This window comes from Sphingorhabdus sp., from assembly GCF_044239045.1.
Lineage (GTDB): Bacteria > Pseudomonadota > Alphaproteobacteria > Sphingomonadales > Sphingomonadaceae > Sphingorhabdus_B.
In genome coordinates this window covers 1-22,382 of sequence record NZ_JBIICD010000014.1, presented here as the reverse complement: position 1 = coordinate 22,382, position 22,382 = coordinate 1, and the positions used below count along the sequence as shown (strand labels likewise).

Annotated in this window: 21 protein-coding genes and 1 tRNA gene; 11 read left to right on the top strand and 11 right to left on the bottom strand. The window is 53.0% G+C overall.

The genetic code is table 11. From position 1 onward, the window contains the following. The first annotated feature begins 4 nt into the window (after window positions 1-4). From metG to mazG, 4 genes are all read left to right on the top strand, one after another. Window positions 5-1,573, top strand: a complete 1,569-nt coding sequence (metG, locus tag ACILP4_RS07060; protein ID WP_395620035.1) for a methionine--tRNA ligase — start codon at window positions 5-7, stop codon at window positions 1,571-1,573. After that, window positions 1,573-2,349 (top strand): TatD family hydrolase, encoded by a 777-nt coding sequence (locus tag ACILP4_RS07055; protein WP_395620034.1) that lies wholly within the window; start codon window positions 1,573-1,575, stop codon window positions 2,347-2,349. The genes metG and ACILP4_RS07055 overlap by 1 nt, the downstream gene beginning before the upstream one ends. Then, window positions 2,346-2,942 (top strand): TIGR02281 family clan AA aspartic protease, encoded by a 597-nt coding sequence (locus ACILP4_RS07050; protein ID WP_395620033.1) that lies wholly within the window; start codon window positions 2,346-2,348, stop codon window positions 2,940-2,942. The genes ACILP4_RS07055 and ACILP4_RS07050 overlap by 4 nt, the downstream gene beginning before the upstream one ends. 91 nt (window positions 2,943-3,033) lie before the next feature. Next, window positions 3,034-3,798: a nucleoside triphosphate pyrophosphohydrolase gene (mazG, locus tag ACILP4_RS07045; RefSeq protein WP_395620032.1), complete on the top strand. Its 765-nt coding sequence runs from the start codon at window positions 3,034-3,036 to the stop codon at window positions 3,796-3,798. A gap of 9 nt (window positions 3,799-3,807) precedes the next feature. Here the strand turns inward: mazG and hflX are convergent, their stop codons facing one another. From hflX to dusB, 7 genes are all read right to left on the bottom strand, one after another. Beyond that, a complete protein-coding gene (gene hflX, locus ACILP4_RS07040; protein ID WP_395620031.1) occupies window positions 3,808-5,133 on the bottom strand; it encodes a GTPase HflX in 1,326 nt (441 codons plus the stop codon). Continuing rightward, window positions 5,130-5,627, bottom strand: a complete 498-nt coding sequence (gene hfq, locus ACILP4_RS07035) for an RNA chaperone Hfq (protein ID WP_395620030.1) — start codon at window positions 5,625-5,627, stop codon at window positions 5,130-5,132. Before hfq ends, hflX begins: the two co-directional genes overlap by 4 nt. A 115-nt stretch (window positions 5,628-5,742) precedes the next feature. Then, window positions 5,743-7,143 carry a sigma-54-dependent transcriptional regulator gene (locus tag ACILP4_RS07030; protein ID WP_395620029.1) on the bottom strand — a complete coding sequence of 467 codons (1,401 nt, stop codon included), beginning with the start codon at window positions 7,141-7,143 and terminating at the stop codon, window positions 5,743-5,745. Between the two features lie 2 nt (window positions 7,144-7,145). Then, window positions 7,146-9,410 carry an ATP-binding protein gene (locus tag ACILP4_RS07025; RefSeq protein WP_395620028.1) on the bottom strand — a complete coding sequence of 755 codons (2,265 nt, stop codon included), beginning with the start codon at window positions 9,408-9,410 and terminating at the stop codon, window positions 7,146-7,148. An 82-nt stretch (window positions 9,411-9,492) separates the two neighbouring features. Then, window positions 9,493-10,914 carry a sigma 54-interacting transcriptional regulator gene (locus tag ACILP4_RS07020; protein WP_395620027.1) on the bottom strand — a complete coding sequence of 474 codons (1,422 nt, stop codon included), beginning with the start codon at window positions 10,912-10,914 and terminating at the stop codon, window positions 9,493-9,495. Beyond that, window positions 10,911-12,002: a nitrogen regulation protein NR(II) gene (locus tag ACILP4_RS07015; protein ID WP_395620026.1), complete on the bottom strand. Its 1,092-nt coding sequence runs from the start codon at window positions 12,000-12,002 to the stop codon at window positions 10,911-10,913. Before ACILP4_RS07015 ends, ACILP4_RS07020 begins: the two co-directional genes overlap by 4 nt. A 3-nt stretch (window positions 12,003-12,005) precedes the next feature. Continuing rightward, entirely contained in the window at window positions 12,006-13,001 is a 996-nt protein-coding gene (dusB, locus tag ACILP4_RS07010; RefSeq protein WP_395620025.1) for a tRNA dihydrouridine synthase DusB, read from the bottom strand. Between the two features lie 82 nt (window positions 13,002-13,083). Here dusB and ACILP4_RS07005 point away from each other — a divergent pair, with 82 nt between their 5' ends. Both ACILP4_RS07005 and ACILP4_RS07000 read left to right on the top strand, forming a co-directional pair. After that, window positions 13,084-14,226, top strand: a complete 1,143-nt coding sequence (locus tag ACILP4_RS07005) for a bifunctional 2-C-methyl-D-erythritol 4-phosphate cytidylyltransferase/2-C-methyl-D-erythritol 2,4-cyclodiphosphate synthase (RefSeq protein ID WP_395620024.1) — start codon at window positions 13,084-13,086, stop codon at window positions 14,224-14,226. Window positions 14,227-14,228: 2 nt separating this feature from the next. Further along, on the top strand, window positions 14,229-14,741 hold the full coding sequence (locus ACILP4_RS07000) for a CinA family protein (RefSeq protein WP_395620023.1): 513 nt from the start codon (window positions 14,229-14,231) through the stop codon (window positions 14,739-14,741). Here ACILP4_RS07000 and ACILP4_RS06995 read toward each other — a convergent pair. Continuing rightward, window positions 14,705-15,163 (bottom strand): type II toxin-antitoxin system RatA family toxin, encoded by a 459-nt coding sequence (locus tag ACILP4_RS06995; protein WP_395620022.1) that lies wholly within the window; start codon window positions 15,161-15,163, stop codon window positions 14,705-14,707. The genes ACILP4_RS07000 and ACILP4_RS06995 overlap by 37 nt on opposite strands. A gap of 14 nt (window positions 15,164-15,177) precedes the next feature. Then, window positions 15,178-16,086: a lipoyl synthase gene (gene lipA, locus ACILP4_RS06990; RefSeq protein ID WP_395620021.1), complete on the bottom strand. Its 909-nt coding sequence runs from the start codon at window positions 16,084-16,086 to the stop codon at window positions 15,178-15,180. 99 nt (window positions 16,087-16,185) lie between these two features. Here lipA and ACILP4_RS06985 point away from each other — a divergent pair, with 99 nt between their 5' ends. From ACILP4_RS06985 to ACILP4_RS06970, 4 genes are read left to right on the top strand one after another with little or no spacing between them, the layout of a single operon-like run. Next, window positions 16,186-17,139: a sodium-dependent bicarbonate transport family permease gene (locus ACILP4_RS06985; protein ID WP_395620020.1), complete on the top strand. Its 954-nt coding sequence runs from the start codon at window positions 16,186-16,188 to the stop codon at window positions 17,137-17,139. 4 nt (window positions 17,140-17,143) lie between these two features. Further along, window positions 17,144-17,455: a P-II family nitrogen regulator gene (locus ACILP4_RS06980; protein ID WP_395620019.1), complete on the top strand. Its 312-nt coding sequence runs from the start codon at window positions 17,144-17,146 to the stop codon at window positions 17,453-17,455. Continuing rightward, window positions 17,455-18,078, top strand: a complete 624-nt coding sequence (locus ACILP4_RS06975) for a carbonic anhydrase (RefSeq protein ID WP_395620018.1) — start codon at window positions 17,455-17,457, stop codon at window positions 18,076-18,078. The genes ACILP4_RS06980 and ACILP4_RS06975 overlap by 1 nt, the downstream gene beginning before the upstream one ends. Then, window positions 18,075-18,704 carry a pyridoxamine 5'-phosphate oxidase family protein gene (locus ACILP4_RS06970; RefSeq protein WP_395620017.1) on the top strand — a complete coding sequence of 210 codons (630 nt, stop codon included), beginning with the start codon at window positions 18,075-18,077 and terminating at the stop codon, window positions 18,702-18,704. The genes ACILP4_RS06975 and ACILP4_RS06970 overlap by 4 nt, the downstream gene beginning before the upstream one ends. An 86-nt stretch (window positions 18,705-18,790) precedes the next feature. Here ACILP4_RS06970 and ettA read toward each other — a convergent pair whose 3' ends face one another. Beyond that, window positions 18,791-20,470 (bottom strand): energy-dependent translational throttle protein EttA, encoded by a 1,680-nt coding sequence (ettA, locus tag ACILP4_RS06965; protein ID WP_395620016.1) that lies wholly within the window; start codon window positions 20,468-20,470, stop codon window positions 18,791-18,793. A gap of 113 nt (window positions 20,471-20,583) precedes the next feature. On the opposite strand from ettA, the gene ACILP4_RS06960 reads away from it, so the two are divergent. Then, on the top strand, window positions 20,584-21,981 hold the full coding sequence (locus tag ACILP4_RS06960; protein WP_395620015.1) for a M28 family peptidase: 1,398 nt from the start codon (window positions 20,584-20,586) through the stop codon (window positions 21,979-21,981). A 274-nt stretch (window positions 21,982-22,255) separates the two neighbouring features. Here ACILP4_RS06960 and ACILP4_RS06955 read toward each other — a convergent pair. Next, window positions 22,256-22,332 (bottom strand) — tRNA-Pro (locus tag ACILP4_RS06955). Window positions 22,333-22,382 lie beyond the last annotated feature (50 nt).

Below are 22,382 nucleotides of genomic sequence, written 5' to 3'. Positions count from 1 at the left end.
ATCCATGTCCGAACCTTTCTACATTACCACCGCCATCGCTTATCCCAATGGCAAGCCGCATATCGGCCACGCTTATGAGGCCATTGCCACCGATGCGATTGCGCGTTTTCAGCGGTTGAATGGCCGCGAAGTCTGTTTCGTCACCGGGACAGATGAACATGGCCTAAAAATGGACCAAACGGCACGCGGCCTGGGGAGGGAAACGCGCGATCTTGCAGATGAAATGTCCTCCTATTTCAGACAAATGTGCGCAACACTTGATATTTCTGCTGATCATTTCTGCCGTACGACAGCCGATCATCATCACAAAGCAAGTCAGGCGATCTGGAAACGACTTGAAGCGAGCGGCGACCTCTATCTGGACCGCTATGAAGGTTGGTATTCTGTCCGCGACGAAGCTTATTATGATGAAGCCGAGTTAACCGACGGGGAAGGGGGCCAAAAGCTGTCACCCCAAGGTACACCCGTTGAGTGGACGGTTGAAGAAAGCTGGTTTTTCCGGCTCTCCAAATATGAAATGCCATTGTTGGATTATTACGCGGCGAACCCAGAGTTCATCCGCCCTGACAGCCGTAAAAATGAAACCGTCAAATTTGTGGAAGGCGGGTTGAAGGACTTATCGGTCTCGCGCACCAGCTTTGACTGGGGTGTCAAGGTTCCTGGTAGCGAAAGCCATGTCATGTATGTCTGGCTCGATGCGCTGACCACCTATATCTCTGCCATTGGCTTTCCCGATGACACCGAAGAATGGCGCAAATTCTGGCCCGCCAGCGTCCATATCATCGGTAAAGACATTGTTCGGTTCCACACCGTATATTGGCCCGCATTCCTAATGTCGGCAGGCTTGCCCTTGCCGAAAATGGTGTTCGGCCACGGGTTTCTGCTGTCGCGCGGGGAGAAAATGTCTAAATCCTTGGGTAATGTTGTCGACCCTATGGAGCTGGCTGAGTTGTTTGGCGTAGATGCCTTGCGTTATTTCCTTCTGCGCGAAGTCAGTTTTGGCCAAGACGGCAGCTACAGTCCAGAAGCCATTGTAACCCGTGTAAATGCCGATTTGGCGAACAGCTTCGGCAATTTGGCGCAGCGGACATTGTCGCTCATCTTCAAAAACTGCGCGGGCCATCTACCAGCTATTCACGGCCATCATGCCGACGACCAAGCCTTGTTGGAATTGGTCGGCAAAGCTGTTTCGACGCAAATCCCGGCGCATTTTGAAGAACTCGCCATGTCGCAGGCTTTGGAAGCTTGGATGCAGGCCGTGTTTGCATGTAATGCCTATGTCGACGTGCAGGCACCATGGGCGCTCAAGAAAACCGATCCCGAGCGGATGGAGACCGTATTGGCGACATTATTCATCTGCATCGCGCAGTTGGCCATAGCCGTGCAGCCAATCATTCCGGGATCAGCGACTAAGCTGCTCGATCAAATGGGTGTGCCAGAGGATGTGCGTAATTTTGCAAATGCAGGGTCGCATTGGTATTCACCACTGGCCGAAGGCGGTTTCCAAATTGCCCAACCTCAAGGACTATTCCCGCGGTTAGAATTGCCAGCGGAGGAGGGGGCTGCCGCCTGATGTTCGTCGATTCCCACTGTCACCTGAATTACAAAGGCTTGATCGAACAGCAGGCTGACGTGCTGACGCGGGCGCGGGACAGCGGGGTGTCAGCAATGCTCAATATTTCGACGCGCGAACGCGAGTGGGATGATGTCATTGGTCTGGCCGAGCAGGAAAAGGATGTGTGGGCATCCGTCGGTATTCACCCGCATGAGGCCGACCAGCATGTCGGCATGGATTGCGCAAAACTTGTGGCAAAATCCGCCCATCCGCGTGTCGTAGCCATTGGCGAGACGGGTCTCGATTATTATTACGACAAAAGCGACCGGGCACAGCAATGCACAGGCTTTCGCGAACATATTAAGGCATCACGGCAAACGGGCCTACCAATCATCATCCACACCCGCGATGCAGAAGCCGATACGGCGGCGATACTGACGGAAGAAATGCGGGAAGGGGCTTTCAGCGGCGTTATTCATTGTTTTACCGCCAGCGCCGAATTTGCCCGAATTGCATTGGATTTGGGCCTGTATATTTCGCTGTCGGGCATTGTGACATTTAAGAATGCCAAAGACCTTCAAGATGTAGCGAAATGGTTGCCCGCGGATCGTTTGCTGGTGGAAACTGACGCGCCGTTTTTGGCGCCAATCCCGCATCGGGGCAGCACTGGCGAACCGGCCTTTGTGGCCGATACCGCTCGTTTTGTGGCGCAATTGCGTGACGTTCCGCCGGAAACTCTGGCGCAGCAGACTTCAGACAATTTCTACGACCTGTTTACAAAGGCAAGTCGATGAACATCATGGAAGACGGCCCATCGCTGATTTGGGGCGTTGTTTGCATATTGCTGCTTGTCAGCTCATTGGCCGCGCGGCGCTTGCCCTTGAGCTATGTTGCCAAGGCAGGGTTCGCTTGGATCGCCATTTTTGCGGCCTTATTTGCGATTTTCAGCTTTCGTTTTGAATTTATAAGCATCTGGGAGCGCGTAAAAGCCGACATATCAGGGACCGCCGGACAAAGCATCAGCGGCGAAGCTATAGAGTTACGCCGACAGGATGACGGTCATTATTGGATAATGGTCGACATAAACGGCAAACCCGTCCGCTTCATGGTCGACAGCGGCGCAACTATGACAGCGATCAATGCGACCACAGCAAGAGATGCAGGTATTGAAGCCGACGGCTATCCCATCATCCTCAGCACCGCAAACGGCCGTGTGGCCGCGAAGCGGGCAAATGTGCAATCATTGGTTTTAGGACCGCATAGAATTGAAAATCATCCAGTGGTTGTGTCGGAGAGTTTTGGTGACATCAATCTATTGGGGATGAATTTCCTTAACAGCATGCAAAGTTGGCGCGTGGAAGCCAATGTAATGATAATCATACCATAATATTATGCTGCTAATTGACGTACACGCAGCGCTTATATAATACTTTATTTAACATAATATATATTATCGAACTTAATGATATGGCAAACGAATGACCGCAGATATTACCCCTCTTATCGACATCATGGCTCGCTTGCGGGATCGTGACACTGGCTGCCCTTGGGATATTGAGCAAAACTTTGCGTCTATTGCACCTTACACGATTGAAGAAGCGTATGAGGTCGCAGACGCCATAGAGCGTAATGATCTGGACGCGCTAAAAGACGAACTGGGCGATCTTCTTCTACAGGTCGTATTTCACAGCCAGATGGCAAGCGAACAAAACGCGTTCAACTTGCAAGACGTCGTAAACGGCATTTGTGGTAAAATGGTGCGCCGCCATCCGCATGTGTTTGGCGATGTAAAGGCCGCAAGCCATGAGGTACCGGACAATTGGGAAGCCATTAAGGCCGCTGAACGCAGCGGGAATGAAGACAACAGCGCGTTGGCCGGCGTCGCCCTCGCCCTTCCCGCCTTATTGCGTGCCGAAAAAATTCAAAAGCGCGCCGCACGCACCGGTTTCGATTGGCCAGATCAATCCGGCGCCCGCGATAAAATTATTGAAGAATTAGATGAAGTTAACGAAGCAAGTTCCGACGAAGATATTGCGGAAGAAATAGGCGATCTGCTCTTCGCCGTCGTTAACTTCACGCGCTTTCATAAAGTGGACGCAGAACGGGCATTGAAGCAAGCGAGCGCGAAATTCGAACGACGGTTTCGCGACATGGAACTGTCTGCCGGCAATGCTTTTGTGGGGTTATCTTTAGAAGAAAAAGAAGAACTTTGGCAGCAAGCGAAAACAAAAGAGAAAAAATAAGGCGCAGGTTTAAGCGTCGAACTGCTCAAACTTCTTTTCGAACTGCCCCCATAATTGCCGGCTCAATGATACATCCACCGAGACAATGTCGCCGTCAAGATAATGGCTGCTGACTACACCGCGACCATGCAACCAGGCTAAAGCCGCGCCATTATCGGCGCGCAATCTAACAGTGCGCAGATCATTTCCTTTGGCAATCAGCGCGGTGAGATGGCCCTTAAAAACATCAATGCCCTCACCTGTCTCGGCCGATATCATCAAGAGATTATCGTCGCGGGCAGCGATTCCGGTTAACTCGGCCCGCCGTTCGTCATCCAAAAGATCCAGCTTGTTCCAAATTTCCACCATCCGCGGCTGATTTTCACCTTGCGCATCGTCAAGCACACCCAGATCTCGCAAAATCTGCAAAACATCCTCACGCTGGGCATCACTCTCCGGATGCGAGATGTCGCGTACATGAACGATAATGTCAGCCGATATTACTTCTTCCAATGTCGCGCGAAACGCCGCGATCAATTGCGTGGGCAGGTCAGAAACAAAGCCAACCGTGTCCGACAATATCGCCTTTTCCACCCCCGGGAGCGTGATTTGGCGCATCGTTGGATCTAACGTTGCGAACAACATATCTTCGGCAAGAACGGTTGCACGGGTCAACCGATTGAACAGTGTCGATTTACCGGCGTTTGTATATCCCACCAAAGCGATCACAGGCCAAGGTGCACGTTTACGCCGGGCGCGATGCAACGAACGGGTCCTTTTGACCTCTTCCACTTCCCGCCGCAACCGCGCCATGCGGTCCCGGATCATACGACGGTCGGCCTCAATCTGCGTTTCACCCGGACCACCGAGAAAACCGAAACCACCGCGCTGCCGCTCTAAGTGCGTCCAGCTACGGACCAAGCGCCCCGCTTGATAATCCAGATGCGCCAACTCGACCTGCAATCGCCCTTCTGCCGTAGCAGCGCGCTCCCCAAAAATTTCAAGGATCAAGCCGGTCCGATCGATCGTCTTCAATCCGGTGCGTTCTTCCAGATTGCGTTGCTGAATGGCGGTCAGCGAGGCATCCACAATCAGAAGATCGGCCTCAAGATCACGGCCCATCTCGGCAATTTCTTCAACCTGGCCACCGCCGAGCAGCGTCACCGCGCGCGGTGAACGGACACGATAATGCTTTTTGCGGACAACATTTAGGCCAATCGCAAGTGCAAGCCCCTCGGCTTCTGCAAGACGCGCCTCCGGCCCCACAGAGGCCCGTCCAGGCAACTCAGGATAAATGACCAAAGCTCGCGCGCCGCGCGCGAACTCGTCGGTTTCGCTGCGTTCAAACCCGCTCAAATATCGCTCTCGTCAACGCCCTGATTATAATCCGCAAGGTTCACGGGATTAGCCGGTTGGATAGTCGAAATGGCATGCTTATAGACAAGCTGCGTCGTGCCATCACGTTCTAGCATGACCGAAAAAAGATCATAGGCAACAATAATGCCCTGAAGCATCACGCCGTTGACCAGAAACGTCGTCACGGATTCATTCTTGTCGCACATGGCGTGCAGAAATACATCCTGCAGCATTCCCGCTCGGTGCGTGGTGCGCGACATCATGTCGTCAAATAACGCACGGTCGGGTGACGTCGATGGCATAATTGTCGATATTGAATGCTTGTATACAAGCTGGGACATGCCATCGCGGCGCAGCAGCACCGAGAAGTTGTCAAACCATGTTACAACACCTTGAAGCTTTACGCCCTTAACCAAAAACATCGTCACAGGGGTCTTCGATTTTCTGAGGGAGTTCAGAAACAGGTCTTGAAGCCCGTTATTTTTTTCAGTCATTTTTATTATCCGTTTATATTTATCGTTATGCCAAGTTTCACTGAACGCCGAGCATTCAGCTTTATAACTGGGCAATGTTACGGTTACACGAATGAAGCCAAATTCGCAATTGTGCTCAGGTCTCTGCGTCGTCGGTAAAATCCATTGCGTTTTTACGGACAGAAATACCCAATAGCTTTAACTTCCGGTGCAGCGCAGATCGCTCCATGCCAACAAAAGCGGCCGTTTTGGAAATGTTGCCGGAAAAACGTTTGATCTGCACCCGTAAATATTCGCGTTCAAATGCCTCGCGCGCCTCGCGCAATGGCGCCCCCATCAGGGCCGTCACATTATGTTCTGCGCCTTCATAGCTGTTAATGATCTCTGACGGCAACATATCCGCCTCAATGGTCGCAACGCCCTCTGCTGGCGCCAATATGATGGTGCGTTCAATGATGTTACGCAATTGCCGGACGTTGCCCGGCCATTCGCAGGCCTGAAGCGCAGCCATCGCGTCTCCTGAGAAGTTTGGCGGAGAAATGCGATGTTCGGATGCAAAGCGCGCGGCATAATGGTTAACGAGGTCGGGAATATCTTCGCGCCGTCCCGACAAAGGCGGAATTTCGACCGGAACTACATTTAACCTGTAAAACAAATCTTCGCGGAATCGGCCTTCGGCGATTTCGATTGCCAAATCGCGGGCTGTTGCGGACACAAAGCGAACGTCAACGCGTATTTGCCGATCGCCGCCCACACGAACAAAGCTTTGGTCCGTTAAAACGCGCAGTATTTTGCCTTGGGTGGTACGCGGCATGTCCGCAACTTCATCGAGAAACAATGTCCCGCCATGCGCTTTCTCCAACATACCCGCCTGCATCAGATGGCCATCCTGTTCTATGCCAAACAAGACTTCGTCAAATCGCTCTGGAGATAGTTGTGCGGCGCTCACGGACACAAAAGGGGCCCCTGCCCGTGGGCTCCAACTATGGAGCAACCGCGCTGCGACTTCTTTGCCAACCCCTGCCGGCCCAGTGATCAGCATTCGGCTTCCGGTGCCAGCAACCTTCTTAAGCGTTGCGCGCACTGTGTTAATCGAGACCGATGAACCAGTCAGTACCTCCGAATGCCCTACCCGCGCCTTAAGATCTGCATTTTCTGCGCGCAGCCGTTCCGTTTCCGTTGCCTTTGACACAAGGTGCAACAATTTACTGGCTTCAAAGGGCTTTTCGATAAAGTCAGCCGCGCCTTGTCCGATGGCCGCAACGGCCGTGTCGATATTGCCATGACCGGAGAACACGATGACAGGGATCTGCGGATCGCGCATTTTGATAGCGCGCAACAATTCAATCCCGTCCATCGAAGACCCACGCAACCAGACATCGAGCAATATCAACGATGGCAAACGTTCATCCAGCGCGGCTAAGGCCTCTTCTGCCGACGCTGCCGTCCTTGTGCCATAACCTTCATCATTGAGTACGCCGGAGACCAAGTCCCGAATGTCTTGTTCATCGTCTACAATCAGTATGTCGAGTGCCATAATTAGTCTTTAGCCTCATCTGAATTGGAAAGCGGTGCGGAAGAATGCACTTTCGCGACCTTAGATGCCACGAATTGCGGATTAAATTTCAACGTGACGATTGCGCCGACGGGATCATTGTCTGACAATGATATCTCCCCGAAATGTTCTTCAATAATCTTCTTCACGATCGCCAGTCCAAGCCCCGACCCGGTGGCGCGGTTAGTGATATAGGGTTCCATAATCCGTTGACGGTCTGACGGCAGGCCAATGCCGTTATCTGCAATGCGGATCACCAGCACCTCCTGATCCATCAACAAATCAACTGATATTACACCATCAATTGGTCCTGATTTTCTCTTTTCTTCAATGGATTCAGTCGCATTTTTTAGGATGTTTGTAATCGCCTGCCCAAGCTGTCGCCTGTCAGAAATCAGAGTGGGGACTGCGCCGCTTTGATTAAAATTGAATGTGATATCGGGGTGCGCGACCTCAAACAAAAATACCGCATGACCGACAATATCGTGCACATTCTCTGCGCGGAACAATGGCTTGGGCATGCGTGCAAAGGATGAGAATTCATCGACAATGTTACGCAAATCCCCAACCTGTCGGACAATGGTGCTGGTCAATTGTTCGAAAATAGCCTGATCCTGAGGGATATTCTTGCCAAACCGGCGTTGCAGGCGCTCGGCTGCCAATTGGATCGGGGTCAGCGGATTTTTGATTTCATGCGCAATACGGCGCGCAACGTCCGACCATGCCGCCCTGCGCTGATCTGCCAGTTGCTGACTAATATCTTCAAAGGTTACCACACTGCCCTGCTCACGCGGGGAGACAGTGACAGCGACCGTCAGCGGCTCAGGTCCGTCGCCCAATTGCACCACCCCGCGCGGGCTTTCGTTGGCCAATGCAGCAAGTGCGGGCGCGACGCTTGCAAAGCTTTGGCCAACGATTGTCTCATGTATATTCTTCAAAAGCTTTTCAGCGGTGGAGTTGGCAAGCTGCACAACGCCATTGCCGTCAACAGAAACAACGCCGGCGGACACAGACTCCAGAACGGCCTCGATAAACAGACGTCGCTCACCAAGTTGATGGTTGGTTGCCAATAACACGCTCGTCTGTTGCTGCAGACGCTCTGTCATCCGGTTGAAGGATTGCGAGAGAAACGCCACTTCATCGTTGCGATATTGGTCAATGGTAACGCGCGCGGATAAATCCCCATCCGCAATCAATTGTGCCGCGTTAACGAGATTATTGACCGGGCGTACAAGTCGGTCGGCGACCCGCAAGGCGACCCACAAAGTGATCCCGATAATCATCAATGATACGAAATAGAGCGCGAGATTGAATTGTATTTGCAGCGCACGTGACCGACTGACCATATTGTCATAGTCTTGCAGCACCGATTGCGCTTTCTCACCCAGCGCAAAGGAAGGAACAGATAAGGCACGGCTAGTGTATAAATAGCTTCGCGGTGTATCGAACAATATCGTCACAGCTTCAATTCTGTCGGCGCGGTTGGCAATAACCACCCCTTCGCCTGCATTCAGCTTCTTCAAAATGTCGGCAGCGATCCAATCCTGCTTCCGGTCATCATTTTCAGTCGCGACAGCTTCTGTCCTTTGAATTCCGTCGGCACCTACCGAAACAATCGCGGACTCGCTCAACCGCCTGCGGAAGACTTGTTCAAGATAGTAACTCAAAAAAGCAGGATCATCCGCGTTTGTTTGGCTTAGTGCATTCCGAAAGTCACCCGCCATGGTTACCGTTTCGTCGCCGACATCCCTGGCGTTTACTTCATAATAGCCTTTTGCCAATTCCCCTGCATTTTCCAGCATCCCGCGTGCAGATCCAGAAAACCAAAATTGGACGCCGCTTTGAAACAGCAATGATGCGAAGATAACGAGAAGAACCGTAGGCACGGCCGTGATAGCCGAAAAAATCGCTACCAAACGGACATGCAAAAGTTGCTTACTGCCAATGCTGCTACTCTCGGCGCGCTTGAGTGCGACGCGGCGGCCAAACAACACAAGGAGCAAAGTGGCTGGCAGCAGGTTGCTGACGAGCATCGTTGCCGATGCCGCAGGCGCCAGAGGCTCCGATTGTGGCCCCTGCCCGACCAATAAAATCGCAGTGATAACGCCCATAACGATCAACATCGCGGCGCTGGCAATTTCTAAAAACTTTATCGACTGACTTTTGCCGAGGAGATCAATGCCCCGTTCAAAAAGACGACGGACAACGGAAGGTGAAGCACGTTCTTCTTCAGGGTCCATTGTTGCCATAAAGACACTGTGGCATTCATTGCGTTGCCTGAAAAGCACAAAATAGTGGCATTCATGCAACGTATCGCGTTAATTCTTCGATCTAACGGCCGCCAGAAGGGCCAATGCCATAGTCCGTCAATTTTTTGCGCAAGGTATTGCGGTTTATACCCAGCAATGCTGCTGCCTTTAACTGGTTACCCTTCACTTGCTTCATGACATGCTGAAGCAATGGGATTTCGAACTGTGCCAGTGCGCGGGGATATAATTTTTCGCGCATTGAACCGCGCTGACGCTGATCTCTCAAAAACTGCGCTACCGCGGCTTCAAAACTTGCCCCTTGAATGGGCGGCTCTGTATCCTGCGCCGGTTCCACAAACTGCATGATCGTCGCGTCCGTGATGGTATCTTCGCGACACAATAACGCGAGACGGTAGATTAAGTTTTTCAGCTCGCGAATATTGCCGCGCCACGGCATGGCCATCAAATGGCCAATGGCATTGTCATCAATTTTTCGCATTGGCAGGCCGTCTTTCGCCGCCATGATCAAGAAATGTTGCGCAAGAAGCCCAATGTCCTCCGTCCGGTCGCGCAATGGCGGCATTTCGATAGGAACGACGTTCAGCCGATAGAATAAATCTTCGCGAAAGCCGCCTTTTTCGATCAATGCTGGCAAATTCTGGTTAGTCGCGGCAACGATGCGTACATCCAGGCGAATGCTGGCTTTGCCACCGATACGGCTAATAACGCCGCTTTGTAAGGCGCGCAGCAGTCGTGTCTGCGCATGCATGGGCATGTCGCCAATTTCGTCGAGGAACAAAGTGCCACCCTGGGCTTGTTCAAACCGACCAATCGACTGGCCCACGGCTCCTGTAAACGCGCCTTTTTCATGACCAAATAGCTCAGCTTCGATGAGCTCGCTTGGGATTGCGGCCATGTTGACAGCGACGAATGGTCCGGTCTTGCGATGGCCAAGATTGTGGATGGCTTCGGCCACCAATTCTTTACCCGTTCCGCTTTCGCCCGAGATCAGAACCGATAAATCATTACGCAACAGCCTTGCGACCATGCGGTAAACATCCTGCATCGCGGCGCTTCGCCCGATCATCGGAATATTGGCCTCAGTAAGCGACTCGAAAGGATCATGTTCCGTGGAACGCCGCTTTTCGATACCTTGCTTCACCGCGAGGACAAGGTCGTTCAGGTCAAACGGCTTAGGAAAATACTCAAACGCATCAATTTCGCTGGCGCGCACCGCAGTCTCTAGCGTGTTTTGCGCGGACATGATGATGACCGGCATGTCGGGCGATCGTTCGATCGCCTCTTTTAAGGTAGCGAGACCATCACTGTCCTTCAACAATACGTCCGTCAGCATTAAATCAAAATGCCCATTGGCCAATGCCGTGTCCCGGGCTGCCACGGAATCGCATAAAAATGTTTCGATATTCTCAGCCTGAAGCGCGGCGCTCACCACAAGACCAATGGATGCGTCGTCCTCAACAATGAGTATCCGTGGCGGTGTCATGCGTTGGTTTTCCCTGATGCAACCGGCAACAATAGCCGAAACGTCGTTTGCCCCTGCACCGCGTCGCGTTCGAACAAAACGCGGCTGTTCATCTGTTGCACAAGCTTGCGTACAATGGCGAGGCCAAGACCCTGCCCATCGCGCTTTGTCGTCACAAAGGCCGAAAATAATTCATCGACAATATGCTCGGGCACGCCGGGCCCATTGTCCGAAATAGCAATTTCAACCGGAAGCTTAATCGATCGCCGGTCAAGATCAGCGTCCAGAAGAGCGCCGCTCATCACATAACGAGTTGAAATGCCTATCACGCCGTCTAATCGCCCTTGCAGCGCATCAGTCGCGTTCTGTAGAAGATTGATCAGTACCTGCACCATCCCGTCGGCATCAATCAGCACATCCGGCAAGGACGGGTCATAGTTAATAGAAATTTCGGGCATAGCCCGGTTCGCGGCACGTAATGAGCGAATGGCGCGCTCAATCAGCAAATGGATGTTGGCCGGAGCCAACTCAGCTGGTTCCGAACGCCCAAGCTTTTGCATTTGATCTAACAAACGGGCAATGCGGTCGACTTCATTAACAATCAATTCGGTCAAAGCGCGATTTTTTTCATCGACGATCCTGGCCAACAACTGAGCAGCGCCTTTAATGCCCGCCAGTGGGTTTTTTATTTCATGTCCCAATATCGCAGGCGCACCCATCGCTTGTTGCTGTCCACTGTCGCGCTGATCACCGATATGCTCACGACCGCCATTGCGGGGCGATATGACGGCGATGCGCCATTCCGGCTCCTTCGATACAGACGAGAGGTTTACATCAACTGTAATGATGCCGTGGGGCGTTTTAAGCTCCATATCTTGCGCCGAGATATCGTTATCAGCCGACAATAATGCGGCATTCATACGTTCGCTTTCGAAGATAAGCGTTTCGTCAACGCGCTGCCCCTCAAGGCGCCGTCGGCTTCGTCCAAAAAAGGCCTCGCTGGCGTCATTAGCGTAAGCGACGATATGTTCAGGCGAAATCAATAGCACCGGAACCGAGAGGCTCGCCAGCATCTGGCCATAATCGGGGCGATGTATGGCCGGCGACATCAATCAGGCGGCCGATTTAATCAGGAACGGCTCATAAAAGCGCGTTAATTCGTCCATCACCACGGTTGGATCATCGATACGGTTCATAAAATTTCTGAACTCTGCTGAACCGTTCAGCCCCTTGGTATACCAGCCAATATGTTTGCGCGCGATACGCACCCCAACTTCGCTGCCATAATGGTCAAGCATGGCGCGATAATGGTTCATGATAAGCTGAAATTGCGTATCTATGTTCGGGTCGTCAATGGTCTGTCCCGTGCGGAACCAGTGCATCATTTGGCCAAGCAACCAGGGTTTACCATAGGCGCCACGGCCAACCATAACGCCGTCTGCACCGCTTTGCGCTAAAGCAGTTTGCGCATCTTCAATCGTGCAGATGTCGCCATTGACAATCACCGGCAATGATACCGCATCCTTCACCTTGCGCACAAATGCCCAGTCAGCGGAGCCTTTGTACATCTGGTTCCGTGTGCGGCCATGCACCGTAATCATCTTTGCACCTAAATCTTCGGCAATGTGCGCAAGCTCAGGCGCATTCAGGCTTCCATGGTCCCAACCCATGCGCATTTTGACAGTCACAGGCACCGAAACTGCCTTCACCGTTGCTTCAATCAAACGCGCCGCCAAGGGCAAATCGCGCATCAGCGCGGAGCCAGCGTCGCCGTTGACAACTTTTTTAACCGGGCACCCCATGTTAATGTCAATGATCGCTGCACCGCGTTCTTCATTGAGCTTGGCCGCCTCGCCCATTTCATAAGGCGTGCAACCAGCAAGCTGCATCGAGACTGGCTCTTCAATAGCGTCCCATTCGCATTTTTGGATGCTTTGACGCGTCTCACGGATCATCGCTTGGCTGGCGATCATTTCGGTCACGTTCAGGCCGGAACCAAATTCACGCACAATTTTACGGAACGGCATGTCCGTGACGCCCGTCATCGGCGCCAATATGACAGGGCAATCGATTTTGATGTCGCCGATATGGATGGGTTTAAGTTGCATCTTCAAACACTGCCTAAAATTTAGGCAGGCCGATACCCGCTTTCAGCTTGGCGGGCAAGTCTGCTGTCGCTAGAGCGCGCAAATGGTATCTCGTCCAACCACCGTTGCACTTATAGTCGCCGCCGGCTCAGGTAGCCGTGTCGGCGGTGCGCAGCCTAAGCAGTTTCGCCTTGTGCGTGGTAAACCCATGCTATGGCACAGCTATGCCGCGTTGGCGGCGCACCCAGATATTGAACAGGTGTTTGTCGCCATTGGCGCAGGTCAAGAAGCTGAGGCTATGGCAGCGCTTGCAGGTCTAGAAGAGCCTATTTTTGTCCAAGGCGGCGCAACGCGGCGTGAAAGTGTTTATTTGGGATTGAGGGCGATTGCGGCACATAAAGCGGTCAATCAGGTTCTGATTCACGACGCGGCACGACCGTTCCTGCCAACGAAAGTTATTGAAGACTTATTAGACGCGCTGTTGCACGCGCCTGGCGCAGTGCCCGCTTTGCCCGTTGTCGATAGCCTTTCACGCGGTACTGATAACCTATCGGAAACCGTCGAACGCGATAATCTGTGGCGGATTCAAACACCTCAGGCCTTTGCCTTTCAGGAAATATACGCAGCTCACCAATCATGGAAGGGCGCAGAACCGACCGACGATGCACGGATGCTGATGGCTAAGGGCAGCGACGTGCGCATCGTAATAGGCGCGGAGGCGCTCAATAAATTTACCTTCTCAAGCGATTTTGCAGGAAACAATATGCCCTCATTCCGAAGCGGAAATGGTTTTGACGTCCACCGTCTGGTACCGGGTGCAGAGTTATGGCTATGCGGCGTGCAAATCCCCCATGACAAAGGCCTTGAGGGCCATAGTGACGCAGATGTTGCGATGCACGCGCTGACCGATGCAATTTTGGGGGCCATTGCCAAGGGTGACATCGGCGATCACTTCCCGCCAAGCGATCCACAATGGCGCGGCGCATCTTCAGATCGATTCCTAGCGCATGCCATAGAGCTGGCGCGCGCAGAAGGATTTGAGCTATCAAATGCCGATATCACTATCATCTGCGAACAGCCCAAAGTCGGTCCCTACCGAGCAAAAATGCGCGAACGACTTGCAGAAATTATGTCTGTTGATGTGGACCGGATATCGGTAAAGGCAACAACAACCGAAATGCTTGGTTTTACTGGCCGGGGTGAAGGCATCGCCGCGCAAGCGACCGCAACTTTTGAGAAAATCTGAATATGGACACCGTTTTACCCGCCGAGATTGCCAAGCTGGCTGCGCGCGTTGTTGCCGAGAATAAGGCAGCAGGCCGGATGGTCGCAATCGCGGAAAGCTGCACTGGTGGCCTTGTCTCAGCCGCGATTACCGAAGTACCCGGTAGCAGCGCCGTGCTGGGCTATGGCTTTGTTACCTATAGCAATGACGCGAAGATTAAGCTCCTCGGGGTAAATGAGGACATCATTGATGCTTTCGGCGCTGTGTCCGTCGGCGTCGCATGGGCGATGGCGCAAGGCGCGCTGAAAAAAAGCGGCGCAGACATCGCCGTTGCGATTAGCGGTGTGGCTGGCCCCGATGGCGGCAGCCCCAGCAAACCCGTTGGCACCGTGGTTTTTGCAGTAGCCGTTAAGGGACAAAATCCGGAAGAGGTTATGGGTGACCAAAAGGCCTTTGGTGCAGACAAAAGCCGCGCGGACATCCGTGCCTTTGCAACACTTCATGCGTTGGAACTGTTGCTCCCGCCCACACCATAAAGCGCGTCCGCACGTTCAACAAATGCCGTAGTCATCTTGCGGAGTGCGGAATCAAAAAACTGACCAGCCAGCGCCTCAAACACGCGGTTACGGAAAGAGAAATCGACGGTAAATTCGACAATTGAGCCGCCGCCTTCGACATCCTCGAACGTCCAGGCGTTGTGCAGGTGCTTCATGGGGCCATCGAGATAATCAACGATGATGGATGACTTAGGGGTCTTCACCACGCGGCTGCTGAACGTTTCTCGAAGCGATTTGAACCCGACAATCATATCCGCGAGCATTTCGCTTTCTTCATCCTTGCGGATGCGAATGGCACTGACCCACGGCAAAAATTCAGGATAGCGGCGGACATCCGCCACCAGATCATACATTTGCGCGGCGTTATGCGGGAGACTGCGGCGTTCGTGATGGTGCGGCATTGACCGTTGGAGCCTTAGCGCGCCTTGGCAAGTTGCGCCGCACGAGCAGCGTGCATCTTTGCAAAATCATCACCCGCATGATAGCTGGAGCGCGTCAGCGGGCTAGCCGCGACAAGCAAAAAGCCCTTAGCCCGGGCAATGGCAGCATAAGCGTCAAATGCGCTTGGCGTCACGAAATCCATTACCTTTGCATGCTTGGGGGTTGGCTGTAGATATTGCCCCATAGTTAGGAAATCGATGTCCGCACTGCGCATGTCGTCCATGACCTGATGCACCTCCATCCGTTCTTCACCCAGTCCAAGCATCACGCCAGACTTAGTGAAAATAGATGGATCATGCCGCTTCACCGTTTCCAATAAACGTAGCGAGGCATAATATCGCGCGCCGGGCCGAATGGTTGGGTACAGGCGCGGAACAGTCTCCAGATTGTGATTATACACATCTGGACGCGCCGTAACGATCGCTTCAATCGCCGCCTGCGCCTTGTTACGAAAATCGGGCGTTAAGATTTCGATTGTGGTGTTGGGCGTATTGCGCCGCAATGCCTCAATCACTTTCACAAACTGGCTTGCGCCGCCATCTGGCAGATCGTCGCGGTCAACCGATGTAATAACGATATGTTCAAGGCCCATCTTGGCCGCAGCAATTGCCACATGTTCCGGCTCCAGCGGGTCAACCGCCCGCGGCATGCCCGTTTTTACGTTACAAAACGCGCAGGCCCTTGTGCAGACATCTCCAAGGATCATCACAGTGGCGTGTTTCTTAGTCCAACATTCACCGATATTGGGGCATGCGGCTTCTTCGCACACCGTGTTTAAATTAAGATCGCGCATCAAGCGGCGCGTTTCATTAAACTCAGCACCCGTCGGCGCTTTAACCCTGATCCAGTCAGGTTTGCGTTCCCTCACTGGACGATCGGTCATATTTATTGGAGCGTTCATAATGACCGAATAGACGGATCACGCCATCTTGCCAACTGCAACTTGCCTGCTATGGGTTGCAAAATCCGCAAAGGGGCAAAGATGATCGTTGATACCCTCACTTCGCCGGTGATACTGTTTTTTGTACTTGGTTTTGTTGCCGCTACGCTCAAATCCGACCTGACTATTCCCGAGGCGTTCGCCAAGGCGATGTCCATCTATTTGATGGCAGCCATCGGATTAAAGGGCGGGGTTGAGGTATCCAAGAGTGGTATAACTGCCGAGATCATGGTTGCCGCCGCTGCCGGTCTGGCTTTGAGCTTCCTTTTACCTGTTATCGCCTTTGCGTTGTTACGCAGCATAGGCAAATTGTCGAAAGTCGATGCTGGCGCAGTTGCCGCGCATTATGGTTCGGTCAGCGTTGTTACCTTTGTAACCGCAATAGAATTGTTAACGGGCGAAGGTTTAAGCCCGGCAGGATATATGGTCGCCGTTCTGGCATTAATGGAGACACCTGCCATTATTACAGGTCTGATGCTCGCCCGCCGGGGTGAAACGACGTCTGGTGAAAGCAACGGAACGCCATGGCACGAGGTTCTTACCAATGCTTCGGTGATCCTGCTGGTTGGCAGCTTCGTCATTGGCGCTATCGCCGGAAGCGATGGTTTTGCAGCGGTAAAGCCACTATTTGATACTGGCTTCCGTGGTGTGCTGTGCCTGTTCTTGCTGGATATGGGCTTGATTGCGGCACGGCGTCTGATGCAATCGCGTAAGATGACGTTGCGCTTGGTATTCCTTGCTATCTTGTTACCTCTGGTCAACGGCACCATTGGTACCGTGGTTGGCACTGTTATCGGTCTCGATATTGCTTCAGCGGCAGCTTTGGGCATATTAGCTGCAAGTGCATCCTACATCGCGGTGCCAGCGGCGATGCGACTTGCCCTGCCTCAGGCAGATCCGGGTATATATCTCAGCATGTCACTCGGCGTAACGTTCCCCTTCAATATCATCTTTGGCATCAGCATTTTTGCTGCGCTCGCCCAAGCTTTAGGATAGCCAAATGGTTCAAACCGCCCCCCGCAAACGTATTGAAATCCTGGTCGATACGCCGCTTGTTCCACGTATTGTAAGCAAGTTGAAAGCCGTGGACATATCCGGATGGAGTGTCATTCATGTGGACTCTGGCGGTGGACGTGCAGGCGAATGGCAGCATGACGACGTCACTGGCGCAAGTGCGAAAACTATCGTGCTTGCCATCGCGTCAGACACAAAGACACAACAGTTAATCGACGCAATTGCGCCTTTGCTCGATAGTTATGGCATGTTGTTAACTGTAGGCGACGTTCAAGTTGTCCGAGGAGAGCGTTTCTAGTGCCCGAATTTGCTGTTCTCGTAGAAGGATATCAACGTTTCAAATCAGATGCCTATGTTCGGCAAAAGGCGCGTTATGACGCGCTTGCGAGCGATGGACAGTCCCCGCCCATCATGATCATTTCCTGTTGTGATAGCCGGGTCGATCCTGCGACAGTGTTTGACACCACGCCGGGGCAAGTTTTCGCCTTACGCAACGTGGCAAACTTGGTCCCCCCATATGAAACCGGCGGCGGATTGCATGGCGTATCGGCGGCTATCGAATTTGGCGTATTGGGACTTGAGGTTCGGCATATTGTTGTTCTGGGCCACGCCCAATGCGGCGGTATCAAGGCATCACTGGACGGCGGCGATCTTGGCGAAGCAGGGTATAGCTTCATTGATGGCTGGGTCGACATTGTTCGCCCTGCCCGCGACAAGGTGCTTGCATCCGCGTCCAAAGACCCGCAACGAGATTTGGAGCTAGAGGCAATCCGTGTCAGCCTGGCCAATCTGCGTAGTTTTCCCTTTATTGCCGCACGCGAACATTCCGGACAGTTGAAGCTGCACGGCGCCTATTTCGGCATAGCCGACGGTAATCTTTACATTCTCAATAATGAGAACGACAGTTTTGAGGTACAATGAACGAGCCCGGCAGCTTCCCCGCTTATTATGATGATCTCGCGTTAAGTTTTAATGAAGCATGGGGCCTTATCGCCACGGGTGTGAGCAATCGAAATAGTCCAGCGCATATGCCCGTCGTGGGCACTATCGACGCATTGGGCGTCCCACAAATGCGGATCATGATATTGCGCGACGTATCGCAGCCGGGCCGCAGCCTCCGATTTCACACAGATTCGCGCTCGATTAAGGCAGAGCAATTGCGCAAAAACCCTGCGACCAGCGTCTTGTTCTATGACCCGGCGGCAAAGGTTCAAATCCGCATGTCAGGAAAAACACATTTTATGACCACAGGCGACATAGCTGACGCCGCTTGGTCAACTTCAACCCCATTTGCGCGGCGCTGTTACATGGCCGAGGCTGCGCCGGGTACACCCGCGGCTGAAGCTTCATCAGGCTTGCCCGAATGGATAGAAGGTAAGCAACCTGAGGAAGATCAACTGGCCGATTATCGCGGAAATTTTGCGGCCTTGCTGGTTGAGATTGATACAATCGAATGGCTGTATCTTGCCAATGCCGGCCACAGACGCGCCCGCTGGCAATGGAACGAGGCGCAAAATGCATGGGCGGGTAGCTGGCTGATCCCATAAGGTCGCCATCCCGTTCAAACCCGACCTCGCCATCTCTGCATTGAGTTAATGCTGTTGATGACGAGGTGCGGGGTTTTATGCCAACATCACCGTGTCATCTTCTTATAAGTTGCACGATGTGGGCGCGTTGCTTCATCGCCAAGGCGGGCAATTTTGTCTTCTTCATAGGATTCAAAATTGCCTTCAAACCATTCAACATGGCTATCGCCTTCAAAAGCGAGAATATGCGTGGCCAAACGGTCAAGGAAGAAGCGGTCATGGCTGATCACCACGGCGCAACCAGCGAAGCTTTCAAGCGCTTCTTCAAGCGCTGATAACGTTTCCACATCCAAATCGTTGGTCGGTTCATCGAGCAGAAGTACGTTGCCGCCCTGTTTCAACATCTTTGCCATGTGCACACGGTTACGTTCACCGCCGGACAGTAAGCCAACCTTTTTCTGTTGATCGGTGCCCTTGAAGTTAAACGCGCCGACATAGGCGCGGGTGGGCGTCTCATGCTTGCCCAACTTCATAAAGTCAGCGCCGCCGGAAATTTCTTCCCACACATTTTTGTTGGGGTCCAAATCGTCACGGCTTTGGTCGACGAAGCCCAATTTCACGGTTTCGCCAATTTCCACTTCACCGGAATCGGGTACTTCCTGACCAGTGATCAAACGGAACAAGGTCGACTTACCCGCGCCGTTTGGTCCAATAACACCAACAATGCCGCCCTGCGGGATGGTGAAGGACAGATTTTCGAACAATAATTTATCACCATATGCCTTGGTGACATTCTTGACCTCGATAACCTTGCTGCCAAGACGCTCCGGGATTTGAATGACGATTTGTGCCTTGCCGGGGGTGCGGTTTTCCTGTGCCTCAACCAATTGGTCGAAAGATTTGATACGCGCTTTGGATTTAGTCTGCCTTGCCTTCGGGCTTTGCTGAATCCACTCCAGCTCGTCCTTAATCGCCTTCTGACGACCGGCATCTTCGCGCGATTCTTGCTCGAGGCGCTTGCCCTTCTTTTCCAAATAGGTCGAATAATTGCCTTCATAGACAAAATAACGCCCACGATCGAGCTCAAGTATCCAGCTGACAACATTGTCGAGGAAGTAACGATCGTGGGTAACGAGGATGACGTTGCCCTTATAATCGACCAAATGCTTTTCCAGCCAAGCCACCGATTCCGCATCAAGGTGGTTGGTCGGTTCGTCGAGCAGCAAGATATCAGGTTTTTCCAACAACAGCCGTGTGAGCGCGATCCGGCGTTTTTCACCACCCGAAAGGCTGGTGACCGGGCTATCACCTGGCGGGCACCGTAGCGCGTCCATCGCAAGTTCAAGCTGGCTATCGAGCGACCAACCATCGACGGCATCAATCTTTTCCTGAAGCGAGCCCATTTCTTCCATCAATGCGTCAAAATCCGCATCTTCAGGCGGGTCACCCATGATCATCGAAATTTCGTTAAAACGGTCGACCAAGTCCGCCACTGGACGGACGCCGTCCATCACGTTTTCACGCACAGTCTTGTTCGGATCAAGTTCTGGCTCCTGCGCCAGATAACCCACGCGAATATGCTCGCCGGGCCATGCTTCACCGGTAAATTCGGTGTCCATGCCCGCCATGATCTTCATCAGCGTTGACTTACCCGTGCCGTTAGGCCCGACGATGCCAATCTTTGCATCTGGATAGAATTGCAGATTGATATTGTTGAGAACCGGCTTGCTCGCGCCGGGGAAGGTTTTGGTCATTCCCTTCATTACGAAGCTATATTGCGCTGCCATGGGGATTAGTTCCTGTGCTGTATTACTATGATTTGGCCGCTTCCCTAGCTATCTGCACCTTTCCTCGCAAGGTGGGATTGCAAAACGGCGCGATGCGATTAAGCCTTCAACCTATGAAAAAAAATATCGCTCTGTTCGCCGCAGCTTCCACGCTGTTCCTTAACCCCGCCGTCACCGTCGCCGCGCCAATGGCCGCAAAGTCGACGTCGGTTGCCGAATTGCGTGACACGGCGCTGCAATCCGATGATATTGCATATGACATCGTAGAGGGTCTCACGACCGAGATTGGCCAACGACAGGCCGGTACGCAAGCAGAGGCACGCGCGCGGCTTTGGTCGGTCAACAAATTAAAGGCATTGGGTTTCGACAATGTACGGGTTGAAGAATATCAGATGCCCACATGGGTGCGCGGCGAAGAAACCGCCGAAATCACAGCGCCATTTCCGCAGAAGCTGGCCGTCACGGCATTAGGTAATAGTGCAAGCACGGGCGATGCGGGGTTGGATGCGGAGATCGTCTATTTCCCAACTATCGATGACTTGCGCATTGCGCCGGATGGCAGCCTGAAAGGCAAAATTGCCTTTGTCAGCAACAATATGAAGGCGACGCAAGACGGTAGTAGCTATGGCGCATTTGGCCCTGCCCGCTTTGTCGGACCAAATATCGCTGCCAAAAAAGGCGCGGCGGCGATCGTCATCCGTTCCGTAGGCACGGACTATCACCGCAATCCACATACCGGGAACACCAATTTCGAACCTGGCGTCACCCCTATTCCAGCAGGCGCCCTGTCGATTCCCGACGCAGAGAATCTTGAACGCATGATTGCGCGCGGCAAGCCCGTACGTATGAAACTGAAGCTCACCCCGCAGAATATCGGGATGCAGACCTCAGGCAATGTTTTGGCCGAAGTGAAGGGATCGGACCCGAAATTGCCAATCATCGTTATCGCGTGTCACCTGGATAGCTGGGACCTTGGCACTGGCGCGATTGATGACGCGGCAGGTTGCGGCATCATCGGTGCAGCCGCCAAGCATTTGAAGTCCATGGGTCAACCAAAGCGCACTGTGCGGTTGCTTTGGGCTGGCGCAGAAGAAGTCGGCATTTGGGGTGGCCGCGATTATGGTGAAAAGCACGCGAACGAACCGCATGCGTTGGCCATGGAATCCGACTTTGGCGCAGGCAAAGTCTGGGCAGTCGACTTCCGATTGCCGGAAAGCGCAAATGCGGTCCGTACGCAGATTATTTCGGCGCTAGCGCCTTTGGGCGTGGTACCACGCCGCGATTTGGCCGGCGGGGGCGCTGACATTGGTGCAATCATCGCTGCGCAGAAATTAGGTATCGTCGATTTGCAGCAAGATGGCACAAAATATTTCGATTTGCACCACACACCCGACGACACTTTGGACAAGATCGATAAATCCGAATTGCGCCAAAACGTTGCAGCTTGGGTCGCGACCTTAGCCTATCTTGCCAATTATGACGGCGAATTAAAGCCGGAAGCGGCACAGTGAGGTGTGTCCTGTGCCTAGCATTTGCGGTCGCAATGCTTGCCGCTTGCAACGATACCCCAGCAGCGCCCGATGCTGCACCGGCAGAAGGGGATATACCTGAGACCTCACAACAGGATGAAGTGACCAAACAAAAGCTGACCATCGAACAAGCCGCCGAAGAAGCCACCCAGTTGATTGAAGCGGATGCAAAGGCCGAAATGGAGGCTTTAGTGCCAGCTGTGGCGGAACCCACGCCGTAAAAAAAACGTCTGCACTAATATGATTTTTTAGAAAGTGGTCGGGGAGACAGGATTCGAACCTGCGACCCTCTGGTCCCAAACCAGATGCGCTACCAGGCTGCGCTACTCCCCGACATGGGATCACTGGTATAACAATGTCCGCGCGGCTGGCTGCCTGCCAAC

Coding starts and splice junctions, on each gene's coding strand:
- lipA (WP_395620021.1), bottom strand. CDS start 16,086: ATGACCGATCGTCCAGTGAGGGAACGCAAACCTGACTGGATCAGGGTT.
- ACILP4_RS07015 (WP_395620026.1), bottom strand. CDS start 12,002: ATGTCGCCGGCCATACATCGCCCCGATTATGGCCAGATGCTGGCGAGC.
- ACILP4_RS06985 (WP_395620020.1), top strand. CDS start 16,186: ATGATCGTTGATACCCTCACTTCGCCGGTGATACTGTTTTTTGTACTT.
- hfq (WP_395620030.1), bottom strand. CDS start 5,627: ATGACTGAAAAAAATAACGGGCTTCAAGACCTGTTTCTGAACTCCCTC.
- ACILP4_RS07000 (WP_395620023.1), top strand. CDS start 14,229: ATGGACACCGTTTTACCCGCCGAGATTGCCAAGCTGGCTGCGCGCGTT.
- metG (WP_395620035.1), top strand. CDS start 5: ATGTCCGAACCTTTCTACATTACCACCGCCATCGCTTATCCCAATGGC.
- ACILP4_RS07020 (WP_395620027.1), bottom strand. CDS start 10,914: ATGACACCGCCACGGATACTCATTGTTGAGGACGACGCATCCATTGGT.
- ACILP4_RS06980 (WP_395620019.1), top strand. CDS start 17,144: ATGGTTCAAACCGCCCCCCGCAAACGTATTGAAATCCTGGTCGATACG.
- mazG (WP_395620032.1), top strand. CDS start 3,034: ATGACCGCAGATATTACCCCTCTTATCGACATCATGGCTCGCTTGCGG.
- ACILP4_RS07005 (WP_395620024.1), top strand. CDS start 13,084: ATGGTATCTCGTCCAACCACCGTTGCACTTATAGTCGCCGCCGGCTCA.
- dusB (WP_395620025.1), bottom strand. CDS start 13,001: ATGCAACTTAAACCCATCCATATCGGCGACATCAAAATCGATTGCCCT.
- ACILP4_RS07030 (WP_395620029.1), bottom strand. CDS start 7,143: ATGGCACTCGACATACTGATTGTAGACGATGAACAAGACATTCGGGAC.
- ACILP4_RS07050 (WP_395620033.1), top strand. CDS start 2,346: ATGAACATCATGGAAGACGGCCCATCGCTGATTTGGGGCGTTGTTTGC.
- ACILP4_RS07055 (WP_395620034.1), top strand. CDS start 1,573: ATGTTCGTCGATTCCCACTGTCACCTGAATTACAAAGGCTTGATCGAA.
- ettA (WP_395620016.1), bottom strand. CDS start 20,470: ATGGCAGCGCAATATAGCTTCGTAATGAAGGGAATGACCAAAACCTTC.
- ACILP4_RS07025 (WP_395620028.1), bottom strand. CDS start 9,410: ATGGCAACAATGGACCCTGAAGAAGAACGTGCTTCACCTTCCGTTGTC.
- ACILP4_RS06960 (WP_395620015.1), top strand. CDS start 20,584: ATGAAAAAAAATATCGCTCTGTTCGCCGCAGCTTCCACGCTGTTCCTT.
- ACILP4_RS06970 (WP_395620017.1), top strand. CDS start 18,075: ATGAACGAGCCCGGCAGCTTCCCCGCTTATTATGATGATCTCGCGTTA.
- ACILP4_RS06995 (WP_395620022.1), bottom strand. CDS start 15,163: ATGCCGCACCATCACGAACGCCGCAGTCTCCCGCATAACGCCGCGCAA.